The 22116-nt window shown below is 68.2% G+C and carries 24 protein-coding genes; 13 read left to right on the forward strand and 11 right to left on the reverse strand.

From position 1 onward, the window contains the following. The first annotated feature begins 21 nt into the window (after positions 1 to 21). Positions 22 to 861 carry a pyrroline-5-carboxylate reductase gene (proC, locus tag AKG07_RS16320; RefSeq protein ID WP_053098846.1) on the forward strand — a complete coding sequence of 280 codons (840 nt, stop codon included), beginning with the start codon at positions 22 to 24 and terminating at the stop codon, positions 859 to 861. A gap of 1 nt (position 862) precedes the next feature. Beyond that, positions 863 to 1150 carry a DUF1905 domain-containing protein gene (locus AKG07_RS16325; RefSeq protein WP_053098847.1) on the forward strand — a complete coding sequence of 96 codons (288 nt, stop codon included), beginning with the start codon at positions 863 to 865 and terminating at the stop codon, positions 1148 to 1150. A 21-nt stretch (positions 1151 to 1171) separates the two neighbouring features. On the opposite strand, the gene AKG07_RS16330 is transcribed toward AKG07_RS16325, so the two are convergent. Further along, entirely contained in the window at positions 1172 to 1843 is a 672-nt protein-coding gene (locus tag AKG07_RS16330; protein WP_047520565.1) for a potassium channel family protein, read from the reverse strand. Further along, complete coding sequence (locus AKG07_RS16335; protein ID WP_053098848.1) at positions 1836 to 3266, reverse strand: TrkH family potassium uptake protein; 1431 nt, start codon at positions 3264 to 3266, stop codon at positions 1836 to 1838. Before AKG07_RS16335 ends, AKG07_RS16330 begins: the two co-directional genes overlap by 8 nt. 104 nt (positions 3267 to 3370) lie before the next feature. On the opposite strand from AKG07_RS16335, the gene AKG07_RS16340 reads away from it, so the two are divergent. The 7 genes from AKG07_RS16340 (at position 3371) to AKG07_RS16365 (ending at position 6184) form a co-directional block, all read left to right on the forward strand. Further along, the gene (locus tag AKG07_RS16340) at positions 3371 to 3787 is read left to right on the forward strand and encodes an ArsR/SmtB family transcription factor (protein ID WP_053099390.1); all 417 of its coding nucleotides are present in this window, start codon (positions 3371 to 3373) and stop codon (positions 3785 to 3787) included. Positions 3788 to 4112: 325 nt separating this feature from the next. Further along, positions 4113 to 4304: a helix-turn-helix domain-containing protein gene (locus AKG07_RS16345; protein ID WP_053098849.1), complete on the forward strand. Its 192-nt coding sequence runs from the start codon at positions 4113 to 4115 to the stop codon at positions 4302 to 4304. A gap of 135 nt (positions 4305 to 4439) precedes the next feature. Continuing rightward, positions 4440 to 4538 (forward strand): 30S ribosomal protein bS22, encoded by a 99-nt coding sequence (locus AKG07_RS17585; RefSeq protein ID WP_003792170.1) that lies wholly within the window; start codon positions 4440 to 4442, stop codon positions 4536 to 4538. Between the two features lie 81 nt (positions 4539 to 4619). Continuing rightward, on the forward strand, positions 4620 to 4922 hold the full coding sequence (locus AKG07_RS16350) for a rhodanese-like domain-containing protein (protein WP_053098850.1): 303 nt from the start codon (positions 4620 to 4622) through the stop codon (positions 4920 to 4922). After that, positions 4919 to 5209, forward strand: coding sequence for a glutaredoxin family protein (locus tag AKG07_RS16355; RefSeq protein ID WP_053098851.1), 291 nt, complete (start codon positions 4919 to 4921; stop codon positions 5207 to 5209). Before AKG07_RS16350 ends, AKG07_RS16355 begins: the two co-directional genes overlap by 4 nt. Next, positions 5206 to 5505, forward strand: coding sequence for a Dabb family protein (locus AKG07_RS16360; protein WP_053098852.1), 300 nt, complete (start codon positions 5206 to 5208; stop codon positions 5503 to 5505). The genes AKG07_RS16355 and AKG07_RS16360 overlap by 4 nt, the downstream gene beginning before the upstream one ends. A 34-nt stretch (positions 5506 to 5539) precedes the next feature. Next, positions 5540 to 6184, forward strand: coding sequence for a hypothetical protein (locus tag AKG07_RS16365; protein WP_053098853.1), 645 nt, complete (start codon positions 5540 to 5542; stop codon positions 6182 to 6184). Positions 6185 to 6196: 12 nt separating this feature from the next. On the opposite strand, the gene AKG07_RS16370 is transcribed toward AKG07_RS16365, so the two are convergent. Genes AKG07_RS16370 through AKG07_RS17765 form a run of 3 tightly spaced genes read right to left on the reverse strand, consistent with a single transcriptional unit; the run spans position 6197 to position 12073 of the window. Beyond that, a complete protein-coding gene (locus AKG07_RS16370) occupies positions 6197 to 7498 on the reverse strand; it encodes a M1 family metallopeptidase (protein WP_053098854.1) in 1302 nt (433 codons plus the stop codon). Continuing rightward, the gene (locus AKG07_RS16375; RefSeq protein WP_053098855.1) at positions 7495 to 11424 is read right to left on the reverse strand and encodes a Pls/PosA family non-ribosomal peptide synthetase; all 3930 of its coding nucleotides are present in this window, start codon (positions 11422 to 11424) and stop codon (positions 7495 to 7497) included. Before AKG07_RS16375 ends, AKG07_RS16370 begins: the two co-directional genes overlap by 4 nt. Next, entirely contained in the window at positions 11414 to 12073 is a 660-nt protein-coding gene (locus AKG07_RS17765) for a hypothetical protein (RefSeq protein ID WP_053098856.1), read from the reverse strand. The genes AKG07_RS16375 and AKG07_RS17765 overlap by 11 nt, the downstream gene beginning before the upstream one ends. A 239-nt stretch (positions 12074 to 12312) precedes the next feature. Between AKG07_RS17765 and AKG07_RS16385 the strand changes: the two genes are divergently transcribed. From AKG07_RS16385 to AKG07_RS16395, 3 genes are read left to right on the forward strand one after another with little or no spacing between them, the layout of a single operon-like run. After that, on the forward strand, positions 12313 to 13128 hold the full coding sequence (locus AKG07_RS16385) for a transporter substrate-binding domain-containing protein (RefSeq protein ID WP_053098857.1): 816 nt from the start codon (positions 12313 to 12315) through the stop codon (positions 13126 to 13128). A 34-nt stretch (positions 13129 to 13162) separates the two neighbouring features. Then, entirely contained in the window at positions 13163 to 13960 is a 798-nt protein-coding gene (locus tag AKG07_RS16390; RefSeq protein WP_053098858.1) for an amino acid ABC transporter permease, read from the forward strand. Beyond that, positions 13957 to 14712, forward strand: a complete 756-nt coding sequence (locus tag AKG07_RS16395) for an amino acid ABC transporter ATP-binding protein (RefSeq protein WP_053098859.1) — start codon at positions 13957 to 13959, stop codon at positions 14710 to 14712. The genes AKG07_RS16390 and AKG07_RS16395 overlap by 4 nt, the downstream gene beginning before the upstream one ends. 84 nt (positions 14713 to 14796) lie before the next feature. Here the strand turns inward: AKG07_RS16395 and AKG07_RS17595 are convergent, their stop codons facing one another. From AKG07_RS17595 to AKG07_RS16415, 5 genes are all read right to left on the reverse strand, one after another. Next, positions 14797 to 14973: a YegP family protein gene (locus tag AKG07_RS17595; RefSeq protein WP_082297996.1), complete on the reverse strand. Its 177-nt coding sequence runs from the start codon at positions 14971 to 14973 to the stop codon at positions 14797 to 14799. An 86-nt stretch (positions 14974 to 15059) separates the two neighbouring features. Next, positions 15060 to 16139 (reverse strand): ABC transporter ATP-binding protein, encoded by a 1080-nt coding sequence (locus tag AKG07_RS16400; protein ID WP_053098860.1) that lies wholly within the window; start codon positions 16137 to 16139, stop codon positions 15060 to 15062. Beyond that, positions 16136 to 16930: an ABC transporter permease gene (locus AKG07_RS16405; RefSeq protein ID WP_053098861.1), complete on the reverse strand. Its 795-nt coding sequence runs from the start codon at positions 16928 to 16930 to the stop codon at positions 16136 to 16138. Before AKG07_RS16405 ends, AKG07_RS16400 begins: the two co-directional genes overlap by 4 nt. Continuing rightward, positions 16927 to 17877 carry an ABC transporter permease gene (locus AKG07_RS16410; RefSeq protein ID WP_171821985.1) on the reverse strand — a complete coding sequence of 317 codons (951 nt, stop codon included), beginning with the start codon at positions 17875 to 17877 and terminating at the stop codon, positions 16927 to 16929. The genes AKG07_RS16405 and AKG07_RS16410 overlap by 4 nt, the downstream gene beginning before the upstream one ends. Further along, positions 17874 to 19013 (reverse strand): ABC transporter substrate-binding protein, encoded by a 1140-nt coding sequence (locus AKG07_RS16415; protein ID WP_053098863.1) that lies wholly within the window; start codon positions 19011 to 19013, stop codon positions 17874 to 17876. The genes AKG07_RS16410 and AKG07_RS16415 overlap by 4 nt, the downstream gene beginning before the upstream one ends. Positions 19014 to 19182: 169 nt before the next feature. Here AKG07_RS16415 and AKG07_RS16420 point away from each other — a divergent pair, with 169 nt between their 5' ends. After that, positions 19183 to 20010 (forward strand): sulfite exporter TauE/SafE family protein, encoded by an 828-nt coding sequence (locus tag AKG07_RS16420; RefSeq protein WP_053098864.1) that lies wholly within the window; start codon positions 19183 to 19185, stop codon positions 20008 to 20010. 248 nt (positions 20011 to 20258) lie between these two features. Here AKG07_RS16420 and aspS read toward each other — a convergent pair whose 3' ends face one another. Further along, the gene (gene aspS / locus AKG07_RS16425; protein ID WP_053098865.1) at positions 20259 to 22040 is read right to left on the reverse strand and encodes an aspartate--tRNA ligase; all 1782 of its coding nucleotides are present in this window, start codon (positions 22038 to 22040) and stop codon (positions 20259 to 20261) included. Between the last annotated feature and the right edge of the window lie 76 nt (positions 22041 to 22116).

Consider the following 22116-nt stretch of genomic DNA (forward strand, 5'->3'; position numbering starts at 1 on the left):
CGCCCGCCGTAGGATGGCGACATGGCTGACTCGCTTCCCGCTCTCGCGTTCCTCGGTGCCGGATCGATGGGCGGCGCGATCCTCCGAGGGGTGGTCGCATCCGGCATCCAGGTCGACGGGGGAATCACCGCGACGAACCGCACGCCCGAGAAGGCGGCGGCCCTCGCCGACCTCAATGGGGTCAGGAGCATCGCCCTGTCCGAGACCACCGACGGCAACGCGGATGCGGTCGCGAAGGCTCGCATCGTCGTCGTCGGGGTGAAGCCGGCGATGGTGCCCGATCTGCTGCGCGAGATCGCCCCGCATCTGGCCGACGACGCGATCGTCGTGAGCCTCGCCGCGGGCGTCACGCTCCAGACCTTCGCCGACAACCTCGGTGCCGACGTGCGGGTCATCCGATCGATGCCGAACACGCCCTCGACAGTTGGCAAGGGAGTCACCGGTCTGGCCGCGGGGGCAGCGGCATCCGACGACGATCTCGCCCTCGTGCACCGCCTCTTCGCCACCGTGGGCGCGGTCGTCGAGGTTCCCGAATCGCAGATCGACGCACTCTCGACGATCTCGGGTTCCGGCCCCGCCTACGTCTACCTGCTCATCGAGGAGCTGACCAAGGCAGCCGTCGGAATGGGCTTCAGCGAGAGCGACGCGCGGGTCATGGTGGAGCAGACCTTCATCGGCGCCACTGCGCTGCTCGATGCGTCGGGTGAGGAGCCGTCCGAGCTCCGCCGCAGGGTCACGAGCCCCAAAGGCACCACCGAGAAGGCCGTGGCGGTGCTGCAGGACGCGCACCTCGATCGCACCTTCGCGGATGCCGCCGCTGCCGCACTCGCCCGCGCGAAGGAACTCGCGGCCGGAGCCTGACATGCAGCTGCGGTTCTCCGGGGAGATCTGGTTCTGGCGCGGTCCCGCGCCGTTCCATTTCGTCACCGTGCCGCCGGCGGAGAGCGAGATGATCGGTGAGGTCGCGAGCGTCGTCACCTACGGATGGGGGATGATCCCCGCATCCGTCACGATCGGCGACACGACGGTGACCACCGCCCTCTGGCCCAAGGACGGCGGCTACATCGTGCCGATCAAGAAGGCCCTGCAAGACCGTGAGGGCGTCGGCGTCGACGACCTCGTCGAGATCGCGCTCGACATCGACGCCTGACGTCCGTCGCGCGGATGCCGGTCAGCGGTCGAGGGCGGCGAAGCGCTCGATGTCGCTGTTGGTGCCCGAGACGATGATCAGATCGTGGTTGGTGACGATCGTGTTCGCCTCGGCGTAGCGGAACGGCTTGCCCGGGCTCTTCACTCCCACGACCGTGACCTTGTACTTGCTGCGCACGCCGGACTCGTTCAGACCCACGCCGCGGATGAACTTCGGCGGGTACATCTTGGCCAGCACGAAGTCGTCGTCGAAGCGGATGAAGTCGAGCATCCGGCCGGAGACGAGGTGCGCGACGCGCTCACCGGCTTCTCGCTCGGGGTAGATGACGTGGTTGGCGCCGACGCGGGCGAGGATCTTGCCGTGCGACTGCGAGACCGCCTTGGCCCAGATCTGCGGCACCTTGAGGTCGACGAGGTTCGCGGTGATCAGCACCGACGCCTCGATCGACGAGCCGACGGCGACGACGGCGACCTGGAAGTCCTGCGCGCCGATCTGCCGCAGGGCGTCGATGTTCTTGGCGTCGGCCTGCACCGTGTGCGTGACGCGGTCCGACCATTTCTGCACGAGCTCGAGGTTGTCGTCGATCGCCAGGACCTCGCGGTCGAGACGATCGAGTTCGCCTGCGCAGGCGGCACCGAACCGGCCGAGACCGATGACGAGGACGGGAGCGTCGCCCCGGAGGACTTCAACCAACGATCGGCCTTTCCACGGGCAGTGAGTAGTACTGCGTTCGCGATGTCGCGGCGACGGCCGCGGCGAGAGTCACTGTACCAACGCGCCCCATGAAGATGGTGGTCGCGAGGACGTACGAACCGGCGTCGGGGAGATCGGCGGTGAGGCCGGTCGAGAGTCCGACGGTGGCGAAAGCCGAGATGACGTCGAAGAGGACGTGGCTGATGTCCGCCTTGGTGATCTGGGCGATGATGATCGTCGAGAGCGCCACGATCGTGGCTCCCCAGGCGACGACGCTCAACGCGACGCGCTGCACGTCGCTGGGGATGCGACGGCCGAACGCCTCGACGGACTGACGGCCCTTGGCCTCGGACCACACCGCGATCGCGAGCACCGCCAGGGTCGTCACCTTGATTCCGCCGGCGGTGGAGGCCGAGCCGCCGCCGACGAACATCAGCATGCTCGCGGCGAGGAGGGATGAGCCGTTCAGATCGTCCATCTCGATCACGTTGAAGCCGCCCGACCTCGTCATCGCGGACAGGAAGAACGCCTGGAAGGTCGTGTCCGCGGCATCCATCGACCCGAACGTCTTCGGGTTCGCGTACTCGAGGATCAGGAAGACGGCGGCGCCGAGCACGAAGAGCAGCACCGTGGTGACCAGGGTGAGCTTGGTGTGCAGCGACCACTTCTTCACGTGCCACACGTGCTTGGCCAGGGTGTAGATCACCGGGAAGCCGATGCTGCCGAGGAACACGCCGGCCATCAGCAGCGTGAGGACGAGATAGTCGTCGGCGAACACGGCGACTCCGCCGGCGTTCGGCGCGAAGCCGGTGTTGGTGAAGGCCATCGCGGCGAAGTAGGGGGCCTCCCAGAGCGCTGCGATCGGCTCGACCCCGGCCATCACGAGTGCGGGGTAGAGGAGGACCGCGAGCACGCCCTCGATGATCAGCGCGGAGACGGCCACGGTCGTCAGGAGCTGACCGACTTCGCCCAGCCGGACGGTCTGGCTCTCGTTCACCACGCCACCGTGCGCGCGAAGGGGGTTGGTGTCTCCCGCGGCGAGGAGCTTGGCGCGGAGTCCCAGTCTCTTGGAGATGAGCATGCCCATCAACGAGGCGAGGGTGAGAACGCCGAGCGCGCCGATGTTGACACCGATGAAGATCAGCACGTGACCGAAGGGCGACCAGTACGTCGCCATGTCGACGGTCGCGAGTCCCGTGACGCAGATGGTGGAGACCGCGGTGAACAGTGCATCCGCCAACGGCGTGACCGTGCGCGAGGCCGAGGCGATCGGCAGCGAGAGCAGCACCGTGAAGACCAGGATGAGCAGCGCGAAGATGACGATCGCGAAGCGCGAGGGCGACGACGTGATGATGTGCTTGCCCCAGGAGGCGGCGTTCTGGAGACGCTGTCGAGGCGACGACGCCGAAACGATGCCCGACATCGCGTCCCCCTTCGATCTTCCTGCTCCGACGTACGCGGATGCACGGCGCTGATCGCCGAGCCTTCGTCATGGTACTCCGTGCCGGGGACGACTACCCTGATCACATGACGGACATCTTCGACGTGATCGCAGACGGTACGAGGCGAGACATTCTCCAGCTTCTCCTGCGACGCACCGCCGAAGGGGACGCCGGAACGAGCGTGAGCCAGATCGTCGCCGACCTCGGCATCAGCCAGCCGACCGTCTCGAAGCATCTGAAGGTCCTGCGCGAGGCCGAGCTGGTCAGCGTCCGCGAAGACGGGCAGCGTCGTTTCTACAGCTTGGCCGTCGAGCCGCTCGAGGTCGTCGACGACTGGCTCGTGCCCTTCCTCATGGATGCCTACGGCGACGACGCACCCGACATCGATTACCCCGGACTGCCGCTGCCCGACGGAGCCGCACACGCGGCCGAGGTCGTCGGCCGCGCCGCGGCATCGGCCAAGCACGTGGTCGCGACGGCTCTCAAGCGCCTCGGCGGCTGATCGCGGCCGGAGACACACATCGCCCCTGACGATCGGGGGGCGTGTCGTCAGGGGCGAGGCCGCGGGCCCCAGCCCGCGTGACTCGGATGGTGCCATCGTGAGTCGTGTGGTCAGCCTCGCAGGGCAGTCTGAGCGGTTCCGGCATACCTCCTATGTCTCCGCTGTGACCTCGCCCGTTCCGCCGGCCGTGCGCGGATTCGGGACCTTTCCCGTGCGCGCCTTCGCGACCATCGGGGATGCACACTGATCACACAGGCCACATGGGTTTACACGTGTCCCACCTTGCCCATAGAGTGTGCACACAATCCAGAAAGGGGTACGTGGGATGCCCGAGGTTCCAGATGTCCGGTTCCTTACGGTGGCCGAGGTCGCCGAACTCATGCGTGTGTCGAAGATGACGGTCTATCGGATGGTGCACGCTGGGGAGCTGCCAGCCATCCGCTTCGGTCGCAGTTTCCGTGTTCCGGAATCCGCGGTCGCCGAGGCCCTGCAGCGACCGATAGCCGACGTCGGCTGACGTCCTCGGCGTCGTCTCGTGAGCGCGTGCAGCAGAAGCTCCACGGTTTGCTAGACTGATCCGAGGCATTTTTCCGTGCCCGTACCCGGGTGTCCGTCACCGACGACACCCAGCCACTGACTTAGTGAGGTTTCCGTGGGTTCTGTCATCAAGAAGCGCCGCAAGCGCATGGCGAAGAAGAAGCACCGCAAGCTGCTTCGTAAGACTCGCCACCAGCGTCGCAACAAGAAGTAAGCGACCAGACACGAGCGCCTGTCTCCGGACGGGCGCTTTGTGTCTCTGCCCCCGGTTTCCCACTCGTCGCAGGAGCATGCCATGAAGTCGATCACCGTCACCGAGCTCGCCGAGCGGTCGAACACCCCGCTCATCGATGTCCGAGAGGTGGATGAGTTCGCCGCCGGTCACGTACCCGGGGCCGTCAACATCCCGATGTCCGAGATCGGCAACCGGCTCGAAGAGCTGCCCGCAGAGTCGTTCGACGTCATCTGCCAAGCGGGTGGGCGGTCGGCGCGCGTCGTCGAAGCGCTCGAGTCCCGCGGATACGACGCCACCAACGTCGAGGGCGGAACGGGCGAGTGGATCGCGCAGGGCCGCGATATCGAGGTGCCGTCGGCGTGACCACGCTGACCCTCATCGGCAAGCCGGACTGCCATCTCTGCGATGTCGCGTCCGAGATCATCGACGCCGTCGTCGCCGACCTGCCTGACGCGGCAGCCGAGCGCATCGAGATCGTGGAGGCCTCGATCGCCGACGATCCTGTGCTCTACGAGCTGTGGTGGGAGAAGATCCCCGTCGTCCTGATCGACGGCGACCTGCACGCGCACTGGCGTCTGTCCGCCGACCGACTGCGCGACGCGCTCGAATCAGCCGTGCAGCAGGACGCACTCGAGAAGGAAGCCCGATGATCCGTCACGTCGTCACCTGGAAGCTCGCAGCCGACGATGCGGCGACACGCGCCGAGCAGGCCGCCGAGGTCGCCCGTCGTCTGAACGCTCTCGACGGCGTCGTGCCGCAGCTGCGCTCGATCACCGCGGGCGCGAACGTCGCTTATCCCGACGCGAACTGGGACGTCACCCTCGTCGCGGACGTCGATTCGATCGCTGCGCTCGAGGAGTATCAGGTGCACCCGGCGCACGAAGAGGTCGTGGCGTATGTGCGCTCGGTCGTCGCCTCCCGTGTGGCCGTCGACTTCGAACTCTGAACCTCTGAACCTCTGATCGGCGGTTCTCGGTGTGATGAGCGCAGGGGGAATCGCAGGCGAGACCACCTGGCGTGACATCACGATCGCCTGGGCATCGCCCTCGCAGCCGCACGGTGTCACTGAAGCCGATGCCGCGGCGATAGGGCAGCGGGAACGCCTCCGCGAGCTGAGCGGCAGCCGTGCCCAGGCGTTCCTCGCCGGCAGGGCACTGATGCGCGCCCTCGTACGCAGGATCACCGGGACTCACGACATCGTCATCTCAAGCCGCTGTGCCAGGTGCGGGGCGGACCACGGTCCGCCGCGCGCCGACGGCGTCTTGCTCAGCGTGAGTCATGCGGAGGGTCTCGTCGTCGTCGCAGTGGCTCCGGCAGCGGTGGGGACTGCGGCGTCGCTCGGCGTCGATGTCGAGCAGGCATCTGCGGCCGGCCGGGTCGACGAGCTGCGAACGATGTTCCCTGACGGTGCCGCCCCGGATCTCGCGGGGTGGACGCGCATCGAGGCGGCGGTCAAGGCGGATGGTCGCGGATTCGAGACAGAGCCGTCAGAGGTGCTCCTCCGACTGCGCGCGAACACGGATCCCTGCGTGTGGTCGGCAGCGCTTCCGGGTCGTGCCGCCACGATCGACGTCACGACGCTGGTCGGCCCACCGGGGTACGTGCTGAGCGTCGCTCGGGGGTGATCCCGCTCGGTCTCAGGACCGGGATGCAGGAAGCGCGGGCAGCGGGAGTTCGTCGATCCAGGTCCGCACCAGGGTGCGCGCCCGGTCGTCGGCCACCTCGCCGACGAGGCCGAGGAAGTCGTCGCTGGTGACAGCGAGTCGCGCGAACCGCGCGGTCCACTCCCGCGTCAGAGCGAAGAACCGCTCATCGCCGATCGTGAGTCGCAGGGCATGCAGGGTGAGGGCGCCGCGCTTGTAGACGCGATCGTCGAACATGTCGTTCGGACCGGGATCCGAGAGCAGCAGATCCTGGGGGAGGCCGCGGAGGGCGGCGTGATGGGCCAGAGCGTTCTCGTGGGCGGTCGACGCGCCGGACGCTTCCGACCACAGCCACTCGGCGTAGCAGGCGAATCCCTCGTTCAGCCAGATGTCCCGCCAGCGGGCGACGCCGACGCTGTTGCCGAACCACTGGTGCGCGAGTTCATGCGCGATCAGGCGCTCGCTGCCCCCGGCTCCGTCCACGTGATTCGCACCGAAGATCGCCATGCCCTGCGCTTCGAGGGGGATCTCGAGATCGTCGGGTGTGATGACGACTTTGTAGGACTCGTAGGGATACGTGCCGAAGGCTTCGACGAACGTCTCCATCATGTGCGGCAGCGGGGCGAAGTCGGAGCGCACGCGACCCGCGAGAGCCCGCGGGTGGAACAGACGCCCGGGAGTCGTACCGAGAGCGACCCTGTCATCGTCGTACTGGCCGATCTGCACGGTCATCAGGTATGTCGCGGTCGGCACCGGCTGCTCGAAGATCCATCGGGTGCGACCGCGCTGCGTCGATCGCGTGGCTGCGCCGCCGCTGACCACGGTGTACTCGGGATCGGCCGTGAACTCCAACCGATACGTCGCCTTGTCCGAGGGCAGGTCGTTGCAGGGGAACCAGGTCGGCGCGCCGGTCGGCTGCGACGCGACGAGCACGCCGTCTTCGAGTTCTTCCCACCCGAGGAGCCCCCATCGAGTGCGCCGGGGCGACGGAGACCCGGAGTACTCGACCGCGACCGTGAGCTCCTGACCGCTCGCCCGCTCGCCCCCGAAGACCACTTTGAGTCGCCGGTCGTCCTGTCTGAACGACGCCGCGCGGTCACCGACCACCCGCACCTTCGTGACTTTGAGCCCGACGAGGTCGAACGAGACGTGCTTCGCCGATTCCTGCATCTGCAGTCGGATCGTCGCCGTGCCCGCGATGCGGTTCGTGGTCACGCGATAGTCGATGGCCAGGTCGTAGTGCAGCACCCCGTAGCGCCGATCGCCGCTGTGCGGGGTGTAGGGGTCGACGGTCATGCGTTCGAGGCCTGGTAGGAGCGCACTTTGACGGCACGCCACGGTCCGATGGGGTTGCCGCTCCATCGACTGCCGATCGGCACGAACTCGCCCCGCATCACGAGTGAGGCGGGCCCGACCGTGGCATCCGATCCGATCGTGGCCGCGGGCAGGATCACGCTGTGCGGACCGAGGGTCGCACCGCTCTCGAGGGTCACTGCGTCGATGCTCATCACTCGATCATGGAACAGATGCGTCTGAACCACACATCCGCGGTTCACGGTCGCACCGTCCCCGAGGGTGACCAGGTCGGGCTCGGGCAGCCAGTAGCTGTCGGTCCAGACGCCTCGGCCGATCTTCGCGCCGAGGGTGCGCAGCCAGATGGCGAGTGCAGGAGTGCCCGATGCGGCGTTGGCGAACCAGGGTGCGGCCACCATCTCCGTGAAGGTGTCCGACACCTCCGTGCGCCACACGAAGCTCGACCAGAGCGGATGCTCGCCGGCACGGATCGGCCCCACGATCAGCCATTTGGCGGCGGTGGTGATCAGAGCGGCGAAGGCGCCTGCGGCGAGCATCACGGCGCTCGAGAGCAGCACAGCCCATGCGAGTCCCCAGGCCTCGACCACCGCGGCGAGCGTGAGCATCACACTCACTCCGATCGCGCAGGTCACGAACACCGGGATGATGCGGCACAGCTCCCACAGAGCCCGCGCGAGGCGGAGTCCCGGGCGCGGGCGATACGTGCGCTCGAGATCGGAGTCGTTCACCACACGGCGCAGTCGCGCGGCGGGCGAGCCCAGCCACGATGAGCCCGCCTTGGCCTTGGGCGGAGCGACGGACAGGACGGCGACGAGGCCGTCGCGAGGCACGTTGTGCCCGCCGGCGGCCATGCCGGAGTTGCCGAGGAACGCGCGCTTGCCGATGCGCGCGGTGCCCAGCCGCATCCATCCGCCCTGCAGCTCGTAGGTCGCGACCATGGTGTCGTCGGCGAGGAACGCTCCGTCGGCGATGGTCGTGAGCTTCGGGATGAGCAGCACGGTCGACGCCTCGACGTCGCGCCCGACCTCGGCCCCGAGGGCCCTGAGCCAGAAGGGAGTGGCACTGCTCGAGTACAGCGGGAAGAGGAAGGTACGAGCGGAATCGAGCAGACGCTCGGTCGTCCACGCCTGCCAGGCGATGCGCGAGCGCACCGGGTACACGCCTTCGCCGAGACCGGCTCCGAGCACACGCACGAGGCCGAGCACGAGACCGGCGAAGACGAAGCCGGCGAGCAGCACTGCGGGAACCAGCAGCGCCAGGATGCTCGGGACGGCCGCTGTCAGGGAGTCGGACCCGCGCATGCCCAGCGCGAGCACCCAGGCGCCGGCGGCGAGCGAGAGGACAGGGAGGACGCCGAGCGCGGCGGAGGAGGCGGCGTAGGCCCACAACCACCGGGTGCGGCTGGGTGGGCGGCCCTCCGCGAACGGCCGCGACACTCCGCCGACGCGTGCCGCCGGCGATCCTGCCCAGCGCTGCCCGGCGCGGACCCGACCGAACACGGCCGAGCCGGGTGCGATCTCGGCGCCGCGACCGATCTTCGTGCCGGGGGCGAGGGTGCTGCGGGCGCCGATGGTCGCTCCCGCGCCGATGCGGATGCCGCCGATGCGCACGGTGTCGCCATCGATCCAATAGCCGGTGAGGTCGACCTCGGGCTCGATGGAGGCTCCGGAGCCGATGTCGAGCATGCCCGTGATCGGCGGGACGGTGTGCAGATCGACATCTCTGTGGATGCGGGCGCCGAGAGCTCGTGCGTAGTAGACGACCCAGGGAGCACCGGCCAGGCCGACCGGGTCGACCTGCTGGGCGATCTGCTCCGCGAGCCACAGACGCAGATGCACTCCGCCGCCGCGCGGATAGTCGCCAGGGCGGAGTCCGGCGAGCAGCAGACGCGCGGCGACGGCGGCGATCGTCATCTTCCCCACCGGGGTGACGAAGATCAGCAGGCCGACGATGATCGTCCACACCGGAACAGCGGGCAGGAATTCGAATCCGGGGGACAGCCGCAGGAGCCAGCTCGCGGCGAGCAGGTACAGCAGCCAGCGGATCCCGGTGAACACGAACAGCGGGAGACCCGCGATCGTCTGCACCCACTGCATCCGTCGGGGGGTCGGGACGGGCTGGCTGAAGACGCGTTCCTCGGCGTGCTCGTCATCGGCCTCATCGTCGACGGCATCCGACATCTGGCGCAGCCGCGGCAGATCGTAGACGTCGGTCATCGTGAACTCCGGCGCCCGGGTGCGCAGGCGGGAGACCAGCTGGGCGGCCGCGAGCGACCCGCCGCCGAGCTGGAAGAAGTCGGCGTCCTCGTCGCCCGGGCGCACGCCGAGCACGGCGAACCACTGCTCGGCGAGCCACGCCGCCGTGCCGGACAGGGACGAGTCGTTCGCGTCGCCGGAATCGAGCGGCCAGGGGAGAGCCGCCTTGTCGACCTTCCCGGACGTGCGGACGGGCAGGTCGTCGACTACGGCGAGCAGGGGGATCAGCGGAGCGGGAAGCGTCTCCGAGAGCTCACCACGCGCCACCTGCCGGTCGAACCCCTCGTCGGGCACGACATAGCCGACGAGGATCGGCATGCCCGTCTCGGTCTTCTGCACCACCACGGTCGCCGCCGAGACGGAGCTCAGCGCCTGCAGCGCCGCCTCGACCTCGCCGAGCTCGATGCGGCGGCCGCCGATCTTGACCTGGTCATCGGCGCGACCCTGGAAGATCAGTCCCTCGGACTCGACCCGCACGACGTCGCCGGAGCGGTAGGCCCGGTCCCAGCCGAGAGTGGGCATGGGCGCGTACTTCTCGGCATCCTTCGCAGGGTCGAGGTACCGGGCGAGACCGACTCCGCCGATGATCAGCTCGCCGGTCTCGCCCTCGGCGACGCGCTGTCCGTCAGCATCGACCACGGCGAGCGACCACCCGTCGAGCGGGAGGCCGATGCGCACGGGACCCGTACCGTCCATCAGCGAGGCGCAGGCCACGACCGTGGCCTCGGTCGGGCCGTAGGTGTTCCACACCTCACGTCCGTCCGATGCCAATCGGGCGACGAGCTCGGGCGGGCAGGCCTCCCCGCCGAAGATCAGCAGGCGCACGTTCTCGATCGCGTCCTGCGGCCAGAGGGCGGCGAGCGTCGGCACCGTCGAGACGACGGTGATGCCGTGGCCGAGCAGCCAGGGCCCCAGGTCTTCGCCCGAGCGCACGAGAGCTCGCGGTGCGGGCACCAGGCAGGCGCCGTGGCCCCACGCGAGCCACATCTCCTCACAGGACGCGTCGAAGGCGACCGAGAGGCCTGCGAGCACGCGATCACCGGGACTCAGCGGTGCGGCCTGGAGGAACAGACGTGCCTCGGCGTCGACGAAGGCCGCGGCCGAACGGTGCGAGACCGCGACGCCCTTGGGCACGCCGGTCGACCCGGAGGTGAAGATGATCCAGGCATCGTCGTCGACCGTCGGCGGCGCGACGATCGGGATCGCGGAGGTGCGCGGATGAGGTGACTCGCCGCCGAGGAGATCGACCGCCTCGGTCGCTCCGGCCGGCATGTAGCCGGCGTCGGTGATCGTGCCCGCGATGCGGGCCTCGTGGAACACGAGATCGGCACGCTCCTGCGGGTCGTCGGCATCGACGGGGACATAGGCGGCGCCCGCCGCGATGGTGCCGAGGATCGCGATGTACAGCTCGCGGTGTCCGGACGACATGCGGATGCCGACGCGGTCGCCGCGGCGCACGCCTCTCTCGTGCAGCAGGGCCGCCGTACGCCAGACGTGCGCGAGCAACTCGGCGTAGCTGAGCGCCCCGTCCGCGTCCTCGATGGCCGAGGCGTCGGGATATCGCCGGGTCGTCTCCTGAAGGATGTCGATCAGCGTGCGGGGAGGAGGCGCGTCGGCGCCCCGGTCGAGCGCCTCCTGCACGTCAGCGCGCAAGGAGGTCGAGCAGAGCGGCCTTCGTCAGGCGCGAGTATCCGGTGCGGCCCTCGGCGCGGGCGCGGGCGCGCAGCTGGACCAGGGTCAGCGCGCTGAGCTCCGGTGCCGCTGCAGAGGTCTCTGTTGGTACCGGTGCCGGTGCCGGTGCCGGTGCCGGTGCTGGTGCTGGTGCCAGTGCGGGTGCCGACGTCGGGGTCGTGATCGTGACCGTCGGCTCGACGGTCGGAGCCGCGACCACGGCCTTCTTGGCCACGGCCTTCTTCGCCTCGGCCTTCTTGGGGGCCTTCTTCGGGGCCGGCTGCTTCGCATCCGGCGTCGGCTCGACGGCGGACTTCTTGTCGGCCTTCTTCTGATCCTTCTTCGCGGCGGACTTCCTGTCCGACGCCTTCTTCTCGGCCTCCAGGCGTGCGGTGGCCTGGGTGAGGCGCGCGGTCGCCGCGGTCGCCGACTTCGCGACCTTCTTGGGCCGGTCCGCGACCTTCTTCTTCGAGACTTTCGCCGCGTCCTTCGCGTCCTCGACGAGAGGCTTCAGCTTCTTGGCGTCTTTCTTGGGCAGGGACTTGATCAGCTTCTTCGCGTCCTTCGCCGCATCCTTCGCCGCGTCGAGAGCGGCTTCGGCGGTGCGCTGTGCTGAGGTCTTCTTTGCCATGATCGGGTCTCCTCTGAGTCCGGAGCGTGTCGGCTCGGGCTGTCGGCACAGAGGATACTCAGGCAAGGTGAACAATCGGTGCCGCATCGTGCGTAACACGCCCGTCATATTCGGTCACACTTGCAACACAAATGTGATCCGCAGAAGGCGGCCGACGGCGGGTTCGGCCCGGTGGTGCATGTTTAGATGTTCTCCTACCCGTCCGTGGGGAACCACACCCTCGTCCTTCAGGAGCTGACATGCAGCGTCGCAACATCATCGCCGGGATCGCGCTCGCCGCGACCGCCACCCTCGCCCTCGCCGGATGCGCGACCGGCGGCAGTGACGCGGGATCGGGTGAGCCTGCGGCCGGCGACGAGTACGACCTCATCGAGGCGGGCACCCTGACGGTCTGCTCCGACATCCCTTACGCACCGTTCGAGTTCGAGGGCGGCGACAACGGCACGGGTTACACCGGCTTCGACATCGACCTGCTCGACGCGATCGCGAAGGAGCTCGACCTGAAGCTCTCGGTGCAGGACGTCGGATTCGACGCGCTGCAGTCGGGCACCACGCTCGCCGCCGGACAGTGCGACGTCGGCGCCTCGGCCATGACGATCACCGACGAGCGCAAGGCGAACATCGACTTCTCCGAGCCGTACTACGAGTCGCTGCAGTCGCTGCTCGTGCGCACCGACTCGGGCATCGAGTCGATCGACGACCTCTCGGGCAAGAACGTCGGAGTGCAGCAGGGCACCACCGGAGAGGCCTACGCGACCGAGAACGCCGAGGGCGCAGAACTCGTCCAGTACCCCTCCGACGGAGAGCTGTGGCCCGCGATGCAGGCCGGACAGATCGACGCGATCCTTCAGGACCAGCCGGTGAACCTCGAGCACGAGAAGGCCGACAGCGCGTACAAGATCGTCGAGGAGTACGAGACCGGCGAGTCGTACGGCTTCGCATACGCGAAGGGCGAGAAGGACGCTCTGCGCGAGGCGATCGACGGCGCGCTGCAGGATCTCCGCGACAGCGGCGACTACCAGACGATCTACGACACCTACTTCACCGCGAAGTAATCGGCGAGCGACGTAGGACAGGGAGACCTTGACAATGGCGTTGAGGCGCACCACGAAGAGCAAGCTGTATCGGTACACCGTCTATGCGGTGCTGATCGCGGTCGCCGTCTGGCTGATCGTCAGCACCGACTGGGCCCGCATCGCGCAGCTGTATTTCAACCCGGAGGTCGCGGCGAAGATGCTTCCGGGCATCATCACCACGGCGCTCGTGAACACTCTGTGGTTCACGGCCGTCGCGTTCGCTGGCGGTCTGCTGCTCGGCGTCGTGCTCGCGCTGCTGAAGCTGTCGTCAATCGGACCCTTCCGATGGATCGCGACGGCGTGGATCGAGCTCTTCCGCGGGCTTCCCGCGATCCTCACGATCTTCGCCATCGCGTTCATCCTGCCGATCGGACTCGGCGTGCCGGGCACGAAGCTCGGCGGACCGGTCGTGCTCGGCCTGATCGGTCTGATCCTGGTCGCATCGGCGTACATGGCCGAGACGATCCGCGCCGGCATCCAGGCCGTTCCCAAGGGGCAGACCGAGGCGGCACGTTCGCTCGGCATGTCGCCCATGAAGACGACGTTCTGGATCGTGGTCCCGCAGGGGTTCCGCATCATCATCCCGCCGCTGACCAACGAGTTCGTCCTGCTGCTGAAGGACACGTCGCTGCTCTTCGTGGCAGGTTCCTTCATCTGGTCGAAGGAGCTGACGAACTTCGCGCGTGACGCGAGCACGCAGAACGCGAACGGAACGCCGCTCATCATGGCGGCGGCCCTCTACCTGATCGTCACGATCCCCCTCACGCGCTTCAGCGCGTACCTGGAACGAAGGATGTCGAGGCAGCGATGATCACCGATCTGATTGACGTCCACGCCCCCGCGATCGACCTGCAGGGGCTCGTGAAGAGCTTCGGCGACAACGAGGTGCTCAAGGGCATCGACCTCACCGTCACCGCCGGAGAGGTCGTCTGCATCATCGGCCCGTCGGGCTCGGGCAAGTCGACGCTGCTGCGCTCGGTGAACCTGCTCGAGGAGCCGACCGGCGGCAAGGTGCTCATCGAGGGGATCGACATCACTGATCCCGATGTCGACATCGACCGGGTGCGCACCCGCATCGGCATGGTGTTCCAGAGCTTCAACCTCTTCCCCCACCTCGATGTGATGGGCAATCTCATGATCGCGCAGCAGCGCGTGAAGAAGCGGTCCAAGGCTGAGGCTGAGCGGGTCGCGAAGGAGATGCTCGGACGCGTCGGGCTCGCCGAGAAGGCGGACGCCTTTCCCGGACACCTGTCGGGCGGTCAGCAGCAGCGTGTCGCGATCGCGCGGGCGCTGTGCATGAACCCGGACATGATGCTGTTCGACGAGCCGACGTCGGCGCTCGACCCCGAGCTCGTCGGCGAGGTGCTGCAGGTCATGCGCTCGCTCGCGGACGAGGGCATGACGATGCTCGTCGTCACGCACGAGATGGGCTTCGCCCGCGAGGTCGGATCACGTCTGATCTTCATGGACGGCGGCTACATCGTCGAAGAGGGCGACCCGCGCGAGGTGCTCGCGAACCCGCAGCATCCGCGTACGCAGGACTTCCTGGCTCGCGTCCTCTGAGTTCGCGTCTCACCTGTCACGACGAGACCCCCTCCTGCTGAGTCAGCGCGAGGGGGTCTCGTGTGCGGAGAGTGCGGTGCGAGGTCAGGCCTCCACGACCTCGGCATCCGCGGCATTGCGGCGCACCGAGTCGATGCCGTTGAGCGCGGACGATCTCGACGAGTAGCCCTCGCTGATCGCGATCACCTCGCCGTTGCCGGACTTGAGGCGGAACCGGTACTCGCCGGACTTGTCGGTGTACAGCTCGAACGTGCCTGCCATGAGGTGTCCTTTCTCGACGGTGAGGAGGGCACGAGGCCCTCGAGCATCACGGTATCTCGGAGTACTGCGCCAGCGATAGGGCTCGGTCAGCCGCGCGGATGCACGGCGACGGGCTCGGGAGCGACGGCGATCCGCACGCGATCGCCGAAGGCCGGGTGGATGCCCGGAGCGTGCTGGAGGCGCACCAGCTCGCCTGATTCGGTGCGCACGAGCGTGCGGCGCATGCTGCCGAGGAACGTGCTCTCCTGCACCAGCGCATCGGTCGCGGCATCGGCCTCGGATGCGAAGTGCACGTTCTCCGGGCGCAGGTACACGTCGACGGGCCCGTCGGCCGGCGACTGCAGGGGAAGCTTCTGACCCCACACGACCACGTGATCACCCTCGGCGACACCCGAGACGACGCTCGAGAGTCCGACGAAGGCGGCGACGCCCGCCGTGGACGGCGTCGTGTAGAGCTGCTCCGGGGTTCCGATCTGCTCGATGATGCCGGCGTTCATCACGGCGATCCGGTCGGAGACCGCGAGGGCCTCCTCCTGGTCGTGCGTGACGAACACGGTGGTGATGCCGAGCCGCAGCTGGATGCGCCGGATCTCATCGCGCAGCTGCACCCGCACCTTCGCATCGAGGGCAGAGAGCGGCTCGTCGAGAAGCAGGACCTTCGGCTCGGTGACCAGAGCGCGGGCGAGCGCGACGCGCTGCTGCTGACCTCCGGAGAGCTGATGCGGGTAGCGATCGGCGAAGTCCGAGAGCCCCACGAGCGCGAGGGCATCGAGGGCGCGCGTTGCCGCCTCGGCCTTGCCGACGCCGCGGCGACGCAGCCCGAACGCCGTGTTCTCCGCGACCCGCAGGTGCGGGAACAGGGAGTACGACTGGAACACCATGCCGATGTCCCGCTTGTTCGTGGGCACCCGGGAGACATCGTTGCCGCCGAGCAGCACCGCACCGCTGTCGAGCCCCTCGAGTCCGGCGAGCACGCGAAGCAGCGTCGTCTTGCCGCAGCCGGAGGGGCCGAGCAGCGAGACGAACTCACCGGGGGCGATGTCGAGATCGACGCCGTGCAGCACCGTGTTGCCCGAGTAGCTCTTCACGATGCCCTGCAGCTGCACGCGTGTGCCCTCTCCGGCTTCGGCGAGCAGCATGTTGTCGGCGGTCTGAGGGAGGGTCATGAGCGGGCCTTTCCGGTGCCGCGGGCGACGCGGCCGATGAGAAGCAGAAGCAGGAAGACGAACAGCAGCGCCAGCAGGGTGAAGATCGCCGGAGCGTACGGATCCTGCTTCTGCACGACGACCATGGCCGTCTGGAACACCTGGCGGTTGAGGAGCGAGGCGATCGTGAACTCGCCGAGCACGACGGCGATCGAGATGAGAGACGCCGCGAGGAGTCCCTGACGCAGGTTGGGAGCGAGCACCTTCAGTACGACGGTAGGCCAGCCGGCGCCGAGGGATCGGGCGGCTTCGGCGAGCGTGCGCAGGTCGGCGGCGTCGATGGAGGCCTGGATCGAGCGGTACGCGAACGGCAGCACGGTGATGCCGTAGGCGAAGGCCAGCGTCCACGTGCCGGTGCCGAGGGTGCGTCCGATCTGCAGGTAGATCGGTGCGAGACCCACGACCAGCACGATCGCGGGGATCGAGATCGGCAGCAGCACGGCGAACTCGAAGACGGGTGTGAGCTTCGCGAAGCGCAGGTTCACCAGGATCATGGTCGGTGCGAGCAGCAGGAGCACGATCGCGACGGTCACGACCGCGAGGACCAGGGAGTTGCCCAGGCCCATCCAGATCGGCCTGATCGCCGCCGACTTCGCGGGATCGAAGAGCGCGGCCCACCGCTCGAGGCCGAGACTGCCGTCGGTCTGGCGCAGCGTGTAGAGCAGGGTCGAGACGAGCGGGATCGCGAAGAATGCGCCGACGACCACGCCGATGATCCAGCGGGTCGCGAGTGACGGGCCGAGGCGGTTCATGACTGCCACCTCGCTGCCCGACGCTGGATGAGCGAGTACAGGGCCATCACGACTCCCACGATGACGATCATGCCGAGCGCGAGCGCGCCGGCGAGATTCTCACGGCCGAGAAGGGTCTCGCTCGTGAGGGCGGCGCGGATCTGCAGCGGCACGATCTGCGAACCCTGACTGGCGAGGGCGGCGGCGGTGGCGTACGACGAGAAGGCGTTCGCGAAGAGCAGCAGGAGGCTCGCGAGGAACGAGGGTGCGAGCACGGGGACGCCGATGCGCAGCCAGAAGCTCGCGGGCGTGCCGCCGAGCGTGAGGTTCGCCTCGGCCCACTGCGGCTTGAGGGCTGCGAGGGCGGGCATGAAGGTGATCACCATGAGCGGGATCTGGAAGTAGATGTACGGGAGGATCAGCCCGGGAAGCTCGTAGAGCCACGTGCCGTTCGCGAAGATGTCGATGCCGAGGTCGTTCTTGAGGAAGAGGGTGACGACCCCCTGGATGCCGATCGTGGCGATGAAGGCGAAGGCGAGCATCACGCCGCCGAACTGGGCGAGGACGCCGGCCGCAGCATCCACGGTCGAGCGCACGGCGCCGTCCGGGTTCATGCCGAGCAGGGCATAGCAGACCAGAGCACCCGCGATCGCGCCGACGACGGCGGTCAGCAGCGACAGGCCGGCGGAGTTGGCGAACGTGGTGAGGACGACGGGGTCTGCCAGGGCCGACAGGTTCGACCAGGTGAACGACCCGTCCTTCGTGAAGAAGCCGGAGCCGATCGCGAGGAGGGTGGGAACGGCGAGGAAGAGCACGACGTAAGCGGCGAACGGCACGAGACCGAGCCAGGCGACGGACGGCGCGGAGCGCTGGGCCCGCGACGACGTCGCAGGCCCAGCGCTGTGCGCTGCGGGGGAGACGGGGGCGGATGCCGTGGCATCCGCCCCCGCTGCGGTGGCAGTCGTCACTGGACCGCCGCGGCCCACTTCTCGCCGAGCAGCGTGCCGGCGTTCGTCGACTGCTCCTCGGTCGGGACGACCGTCTCGCTGGGGACCTCGGGAAGAGCAGCAGCCAGGTCGGCGTCGATGGTGCCGGCCTCGGTCATGGCCTCCATGCGGGCCGGGCGTGCGCCGCCCTTCAGCCACAGGTTCTGCACCTCGTCGCTGTAGAGGAACTCCTGCCACAGGCGTGCGGCGGCCGGGTTCGGAGCATCCTTGTTGATCGCCTGGTTGTAGTAGCCCGCGTAGCCGGTGCCGTCGAGGACGACGACCTTCCAGTCCTTGTTGTCGGTGGCGTGCGCCGCGTTCAGGTAGTCCCAGTCGAAGACGACAGGGGTCTCGCCGCTGGCCACGGTCGCGGTGGTCACATCGACCTTGAGCAGGTTGCCGGCCTTCTGAAGGTCGGAGAAGAAGTCGATGCCGGGCTGGAAGTCGTCGAGGGTGCCGTCGGACTGCACGGTCGCGAGGCCCACGGCGGCGAAGGCCGCGCCGGCCTGCGTCGGGTCTCCGTTGATGGCGACGGCGCCCTTGTAGGCGGCATCCTTCAGGTCGTCGAGCGACTCGGGAGCGTCGAACTTCGACGAATCGTAGCCGATCGACATGTATCCGCCGTAGTCGCCGACGAAGAGGCCGGTCGGCTCCTTGAGAGCGTCGGGGATCTCGTCCCACGTCTGCACCTGGTACGGCGCGAAGACGTCGGTGTTCTGCAATGCGACGGTCAGACCCAGGTCGAACACGTCGGGCGCGGTGTCGAGGCCCTCGTTCGTCTTCGCAGCCTGGATCTCCTCGGCGCTCGACACGTCGGGAGAGGCCTCGTTGATCGTGATCTCGGGGTACTTCTCGGCGAAGAGGTCGAGGATCTCGCCGTAGTTCGCCCAGTCACGCGGAAGCGCGATGACGTTGAGCTGGCCCTCGGCCTTCGCGGCCTCTTCGAGGTCGGAGAAGGAACCGAAGTCCTCGACCGAGGTCGCGGATGCGGCGTCGACAGCGTCGCTGCCTGCGGCCGGGGTCTCCGCGCCGGTGGCGCAGGCGGTGAGACCCAGCGCGGCGGTCGTGAACAGGGCGATGCCGGCGCCGATTCGTGCGCGGCGGTGGAAGTTGGTCATCAGGGTCCTCTCGGTGCCCGGCGCTGTGAGCCGGATTCGGGTTGCGAGAGGACACTATGAGCCGAGGGTTGCCGATGATCGCGGCTCGGGTGAACGACAGGTGTCGAAGGTGTGACGGGTCGGACTGCAGTGGCGTTCGAGGTGCCGCGTGGTCTGACATCCTGGACGGATGGACATCGGCAGTGTGCTCGGGCTCGAACAGCTCACCTGGGGCACGCTGATCCTCGTCGTCGTCGCGGCCTTCGCTGCCGGGTGGATCGATGCGGTGGTGGGCGGCGGTGGTCTGCTGCAGCTCCCCGCCCTGCTGCTGATCCCCGGGATCTCGCCGATCCAGGCTCTCGCGACCAACAAGCTCGCGTCCGTGTTCGGCACGGCCACGAGCAGCGTCACCTACTACCGACGTGCGAAACCCGATATCCGCACGGCTCTGCCGATGGCCGCGATCGCCCTGGTCGGATCATTCGGGGGAGCTGCCGTCGCGACTGTTCTGTCGGCCGCCGCCTTCAAGCCGATCATCGTGGTCGCGCTGCTCGCCGTCGCGCTCTTCACGGCCTTCCGCCCGCAGATGGGCGCCGCGACGCGGCTGCGCTTCAGCGGGCACAAGCACCACATCATGGCGGGTCTGTCAGGGCTCGTGATCGGCTTCTACGACGGTCTGATCGGGCCGGGCACCGGCACGTTCCTGGTGATCTCGCTCGTCGCGCTGCTCGGCTACGACTTCCTGCAGGCGAGCGCGAAGGCGAAGATCGTCAACCTGGCCACGAACACCGGCGCCCTGCTGCTCTTCATCCCGCACGGCGCCGTGCTGTGGCTGCTCGGCGGCATCCTCGCGGTCGCGAACGTCGCAGGCAGCTACCTCGGATCCCGCATGGCCATCTCGCGCGGCACGACCTTCATCCGCGTCGTGTTCCTCGTCGTGGTGGTCGCCCTCATCGCCAAGCTCGGCGTCGACGTGTGGAACGAGAACATCGTTCCGGCGCTCGCGCAGCTGCACTGAGCATCCGCCCTGGCGCACCTCCGCCCCCGCGCCTGCGCTCCGGCATCCGCCTGCGCTCCGGCATCCGCTCGCCGTCCGCGCGGTGTTCTGCGCGTGTATCGGCCGGATTCGGCGAGTCCGGCCGATTCTGACGCATTCGGCCGAGCGGGGGATGCGCGGTGCATGCGTCCGGGATCCGGCCTGGCGCATACGCAGAGACCCCGCTCCGCTGAGCGGAACGGGGTCTCGGTGCGACGGGCGATGCGGCGTCAGGCCTCGTCGTCCTCGGGCTCGAAGTCGACGCCGGCCTCGGCGCGCTGCTCGGCCGTGATCGGTGCCGGAGCGGCTGTCAGCGGGTCGAACCCGTTGCCCGACTTCGGGAAGGCGATGACGTCGCGGATCGACTCGGTCTTCGACAGGTGCTGCAGCACGCGGTCCATGCCGAGGGCGATTCCACCGTGCGGCGGGGCGCCGAACTTGAAAGCGTCCAGCAGGAAGCCGAACTGCTCCTGCGCGACCTCGTCGCTGATGCCCATGACCTCGAACACGCGCTTCTGCACGTCTTCGCGGTGGATGCGGATCGATCCGCCGCCGAGCTCGGAGCCGTTGCACACGATGTCGTATGCATAGGCGAGAGCCGAACCGGGGTCGGTGTCGAACGTGTCCTGGAACTCCGGCTTCGGCCCCGTGAACGCGTGGTGCACGGCCGTCCAGGCTCCGGCGCCGACGGCGACGTCACCCGACGCCACGGCATCCGCTGCCGGCTCGAACATCGGAGCGTCGACGACCCACGTGAACGCGAACTCGTCGGGGTTCAGGAAGCCGAGACGACGTCCGATCTCGACGCGGGCGGCGCCGAGCAGTGCACGGCTCTCCTTCGTCGATCCGGCGGCGAAGAACACGCAGTCACCCGCGGATGCGCCGACGAACTCGGCGAGGCCCGCCTGCTCCGCCTCGGACAGGTTCTTGGCGGCGGGGCCGCCGAGCGAGCCGTCCTCGTTGAAGAGGACGTACGCGAGGCCACGCGCACCGCGCTGCTTGGCCCAGTCCTGCCACGCGTCGAGCTGCTTGCGGGGCTGGCTCGCACCGCCGGGCATGACGACCGCGCCGACGTACTCGGCCTGGAACACGCGGAACGGGGTCTCCGCGAAGTACTCGGTCGCCTCGACCAGCTCGAGTCCGAAGCGCAGGTCGGGCTTGTCGGAGCCGTACTTGGCCATCGCCTCGGCGTAGGTCATGCGGGGCAGCGGGGTCTGCACATCGACGCCGATGGTCTTCCACATCGCGACGATGAGCGACTCCATCAGCGTGATGACGTCTTCCTGGTCGACGAAGCTCATCTCGATGTCGAGCTGCGTGAACTCCGGCTGGCGGTCGGCGCGGAAGTCCTCGTCGCGGTAGCAGCGGGCGATCTGGTAGTACTTCTCGACGCCACCGACCATGAGCAGCTGCTTGAACAGCTGCGGCGACTGCGGCAGGGCGTACCAGCTGCCCGGGTGCAGGCGGGCGGGCACGACGAAGTCGCGGGCGCCCTCGGGCGTCGAGCGCGTGAGGGTCGGCGTCTCGACCTCGGTGAAGTCCTCGCCGTGCAGCACATCGCGGACGGCCTTGTAGACGTTCGAGCGCAGACGCAGAGCGGATGCCGCGGCGGGGCGACGCAGGTCGAGATAGCGGTACTTGAGGCGCGCCTCCTCGCCGACCGTCTCGGTGTCGGCGACGGCGGTCGACACCTGGAACGGCAGCGGAGCGGACTCGTTCAGCACCTCGACGTCGGTCGCGATGAGCTCGATCTCGCCGGTGGGCAGGTTGGGGTTCGCGTTGCCCTCGGGGCGACGCGAGACCTCGCCGGTGACCTTGAGGACGAACTCGTTGCGCAGCGGGTGCGCGATCTCCTCATCGCGGATGACGACCTGCGCGATGCCGGACGCATCCCGAAGATCGATGAACGCGACTCCTCCGTGATCACGACGGCGATCGACCCAACCCGAGAGGGTGACGGTCTGACCGATATGCTCGGCTCGCAGTGAGCCTGCCGAGTGGGTGCGAAGCACGGAGGATTCCTCCTGATCTGGGAAATGATGAACCCGCCCATTCTACGTGGGCGGGTGTCGCCTCCTCTGCCCGCGG

This window comes from Microbacterium sp. CGR1 (assembly GCF_001266755.1).
Taxonomy (GTDB): domain Bacteria; phylum Actinomycetota; class Actinomycetes; order Actinomycetales; family Microbacteriaceae; genus Microbacterium.

What these genes read in the sequence shown, in the direction of transcription:
- proC (WP_053098846.1), top strand. Translation starts at nt 22, where the DNA reads ATGGCTGACTCGCTTCCCGCTCTCGCGTTCCTCGGTGCCGGATCGATG.
- AKG07_RS16325 (WP_053098847.1), top strand. Translation starts at nt 863, where the DNA reads ATGCAGCTGCGGTTCTCCGGGGAGATCTGGTTCTGGCGCGGTCCCGCG.
- AKG07_RS16335 (WP_053098848.1), bottom strand. Translation starts at nt 3,266, where the DNA reads ATGTCGGGCATCGTTTCGGCGTCGTCGCCTCGACAGCGTCTCCAGAAC.
- AKG07_RS16340 (WP_053099390.1), top strand. Translation starts at nt 3,371, where the DNA reads ATGACGGACATCTTCGACGTGATCGCAGACGGTACGAGGCGAGACATT.
- AKG07_RS16345 (WP_053098849.1), top strand. Translation starts at nt 4,113, where the DNA reads ATGCCCGAGGTTCCAGATGTCCGGTTCCTTACGGTGGCCGAGGTCGCC.
- AKG07_RS16350 (WP_053098850.1), top strand. Translation starts at nt 4,620, where the DNA reads ATGAAGTCGATCACCGTCACCGAGCTCGCCGAGCGGTCGAACACCCCG.
- AKG07_RS16360 (WP_053098852.1), top strand. Translation starts at nt 5,206, where the DNA reads ATGATCCGTCACGTCGTCACCTGGAAGCTCGCAGCCGACGATGCGGCG.
- AKG07_RS16365 (WP_053098853.1), top strand. Translation starts at nt 5,540, where the DNA reads ATGAGCGCAGGGGGAATCGCAGGCGAGACCACCTGGCGTGACATCACG.
- AKG07_RS16370 (WP_053098854.1), bottom strand. Translation starts at nt 7,498, where the DNA reads ATGACCGTCGACCCCTACACCCCGCACAGCGGCGATCGGCGCTACGGG.
- AKG07_RS17765 (WP_053098856.1), bottom strand. Translation starts at nt 12,073, where the DNA reads ATGGCAAAGAAGACCTCAGCACAGCGCACCGCCGAAGCCGCTCTCGAC.
- AKG07_RS16385 (WP_053098857.1), top strand. Translation starts at nt 12,313, where the DNA reads ATGCAGCGTCGCAACATCATCGCCGGGATCGCGCTCGCCGCGACCGCC.
- AKG07_RS16390 (WP_053098858.1), top strand. Translation starts at nt 13,163, where the DNA reads ATGGCGTTGAGGCGCACCACGAAGAGCAAGCTGTATCGGTACACCGTC.
- AKG07_RS16395 (WP_053098859.1), top strand. Translation starts at nt 13,957, where the DNA reads ATGATCACCGATCTGATTGACGTCCACGCCCCCGCGATCGACCTGCAG.
- AKG07_RS17595 (WP_082297996.1), bottom strand. Translation starts at nt 14,973, where the DNA reads ATGGCAGGCACGTTCGAGCTGTACACCGACAAGTCCGGCGAGTACCGG.
- AKG07_RS16400 (WP_053098860.1), bottom strand. Translation starts at nt 16,139, where the DNA reads ATGACCCTCCCTCAGACCGCCGACAACATGCTGCTCGCCGAAGCCGGA.
- AKG07_RS16405 (WP_053098861.1), bottom strand. Translation starts at nt 16,930, where the DNA reads ATGAACCGCCTCGGCCCGTCACTCGCGACCCGCTGGATCATCGGCGTG.
- AKG07_RS16415 (WP_053098863.1), bottom strand. Translation starts at nt 19,013, where the DNA reads ATGACCAACTTCCACCGCCGCGCACGAATCGGCGCCGGCATCGCCCTG.
- AKG07_RS16420 (WP_053098864.1), top strand. Translation starts at nt 19,183, where the DNA reads ATGGACATCGGCAGTGTGCTCGGGCTCGAACAGCTCACCTGGGGCACG.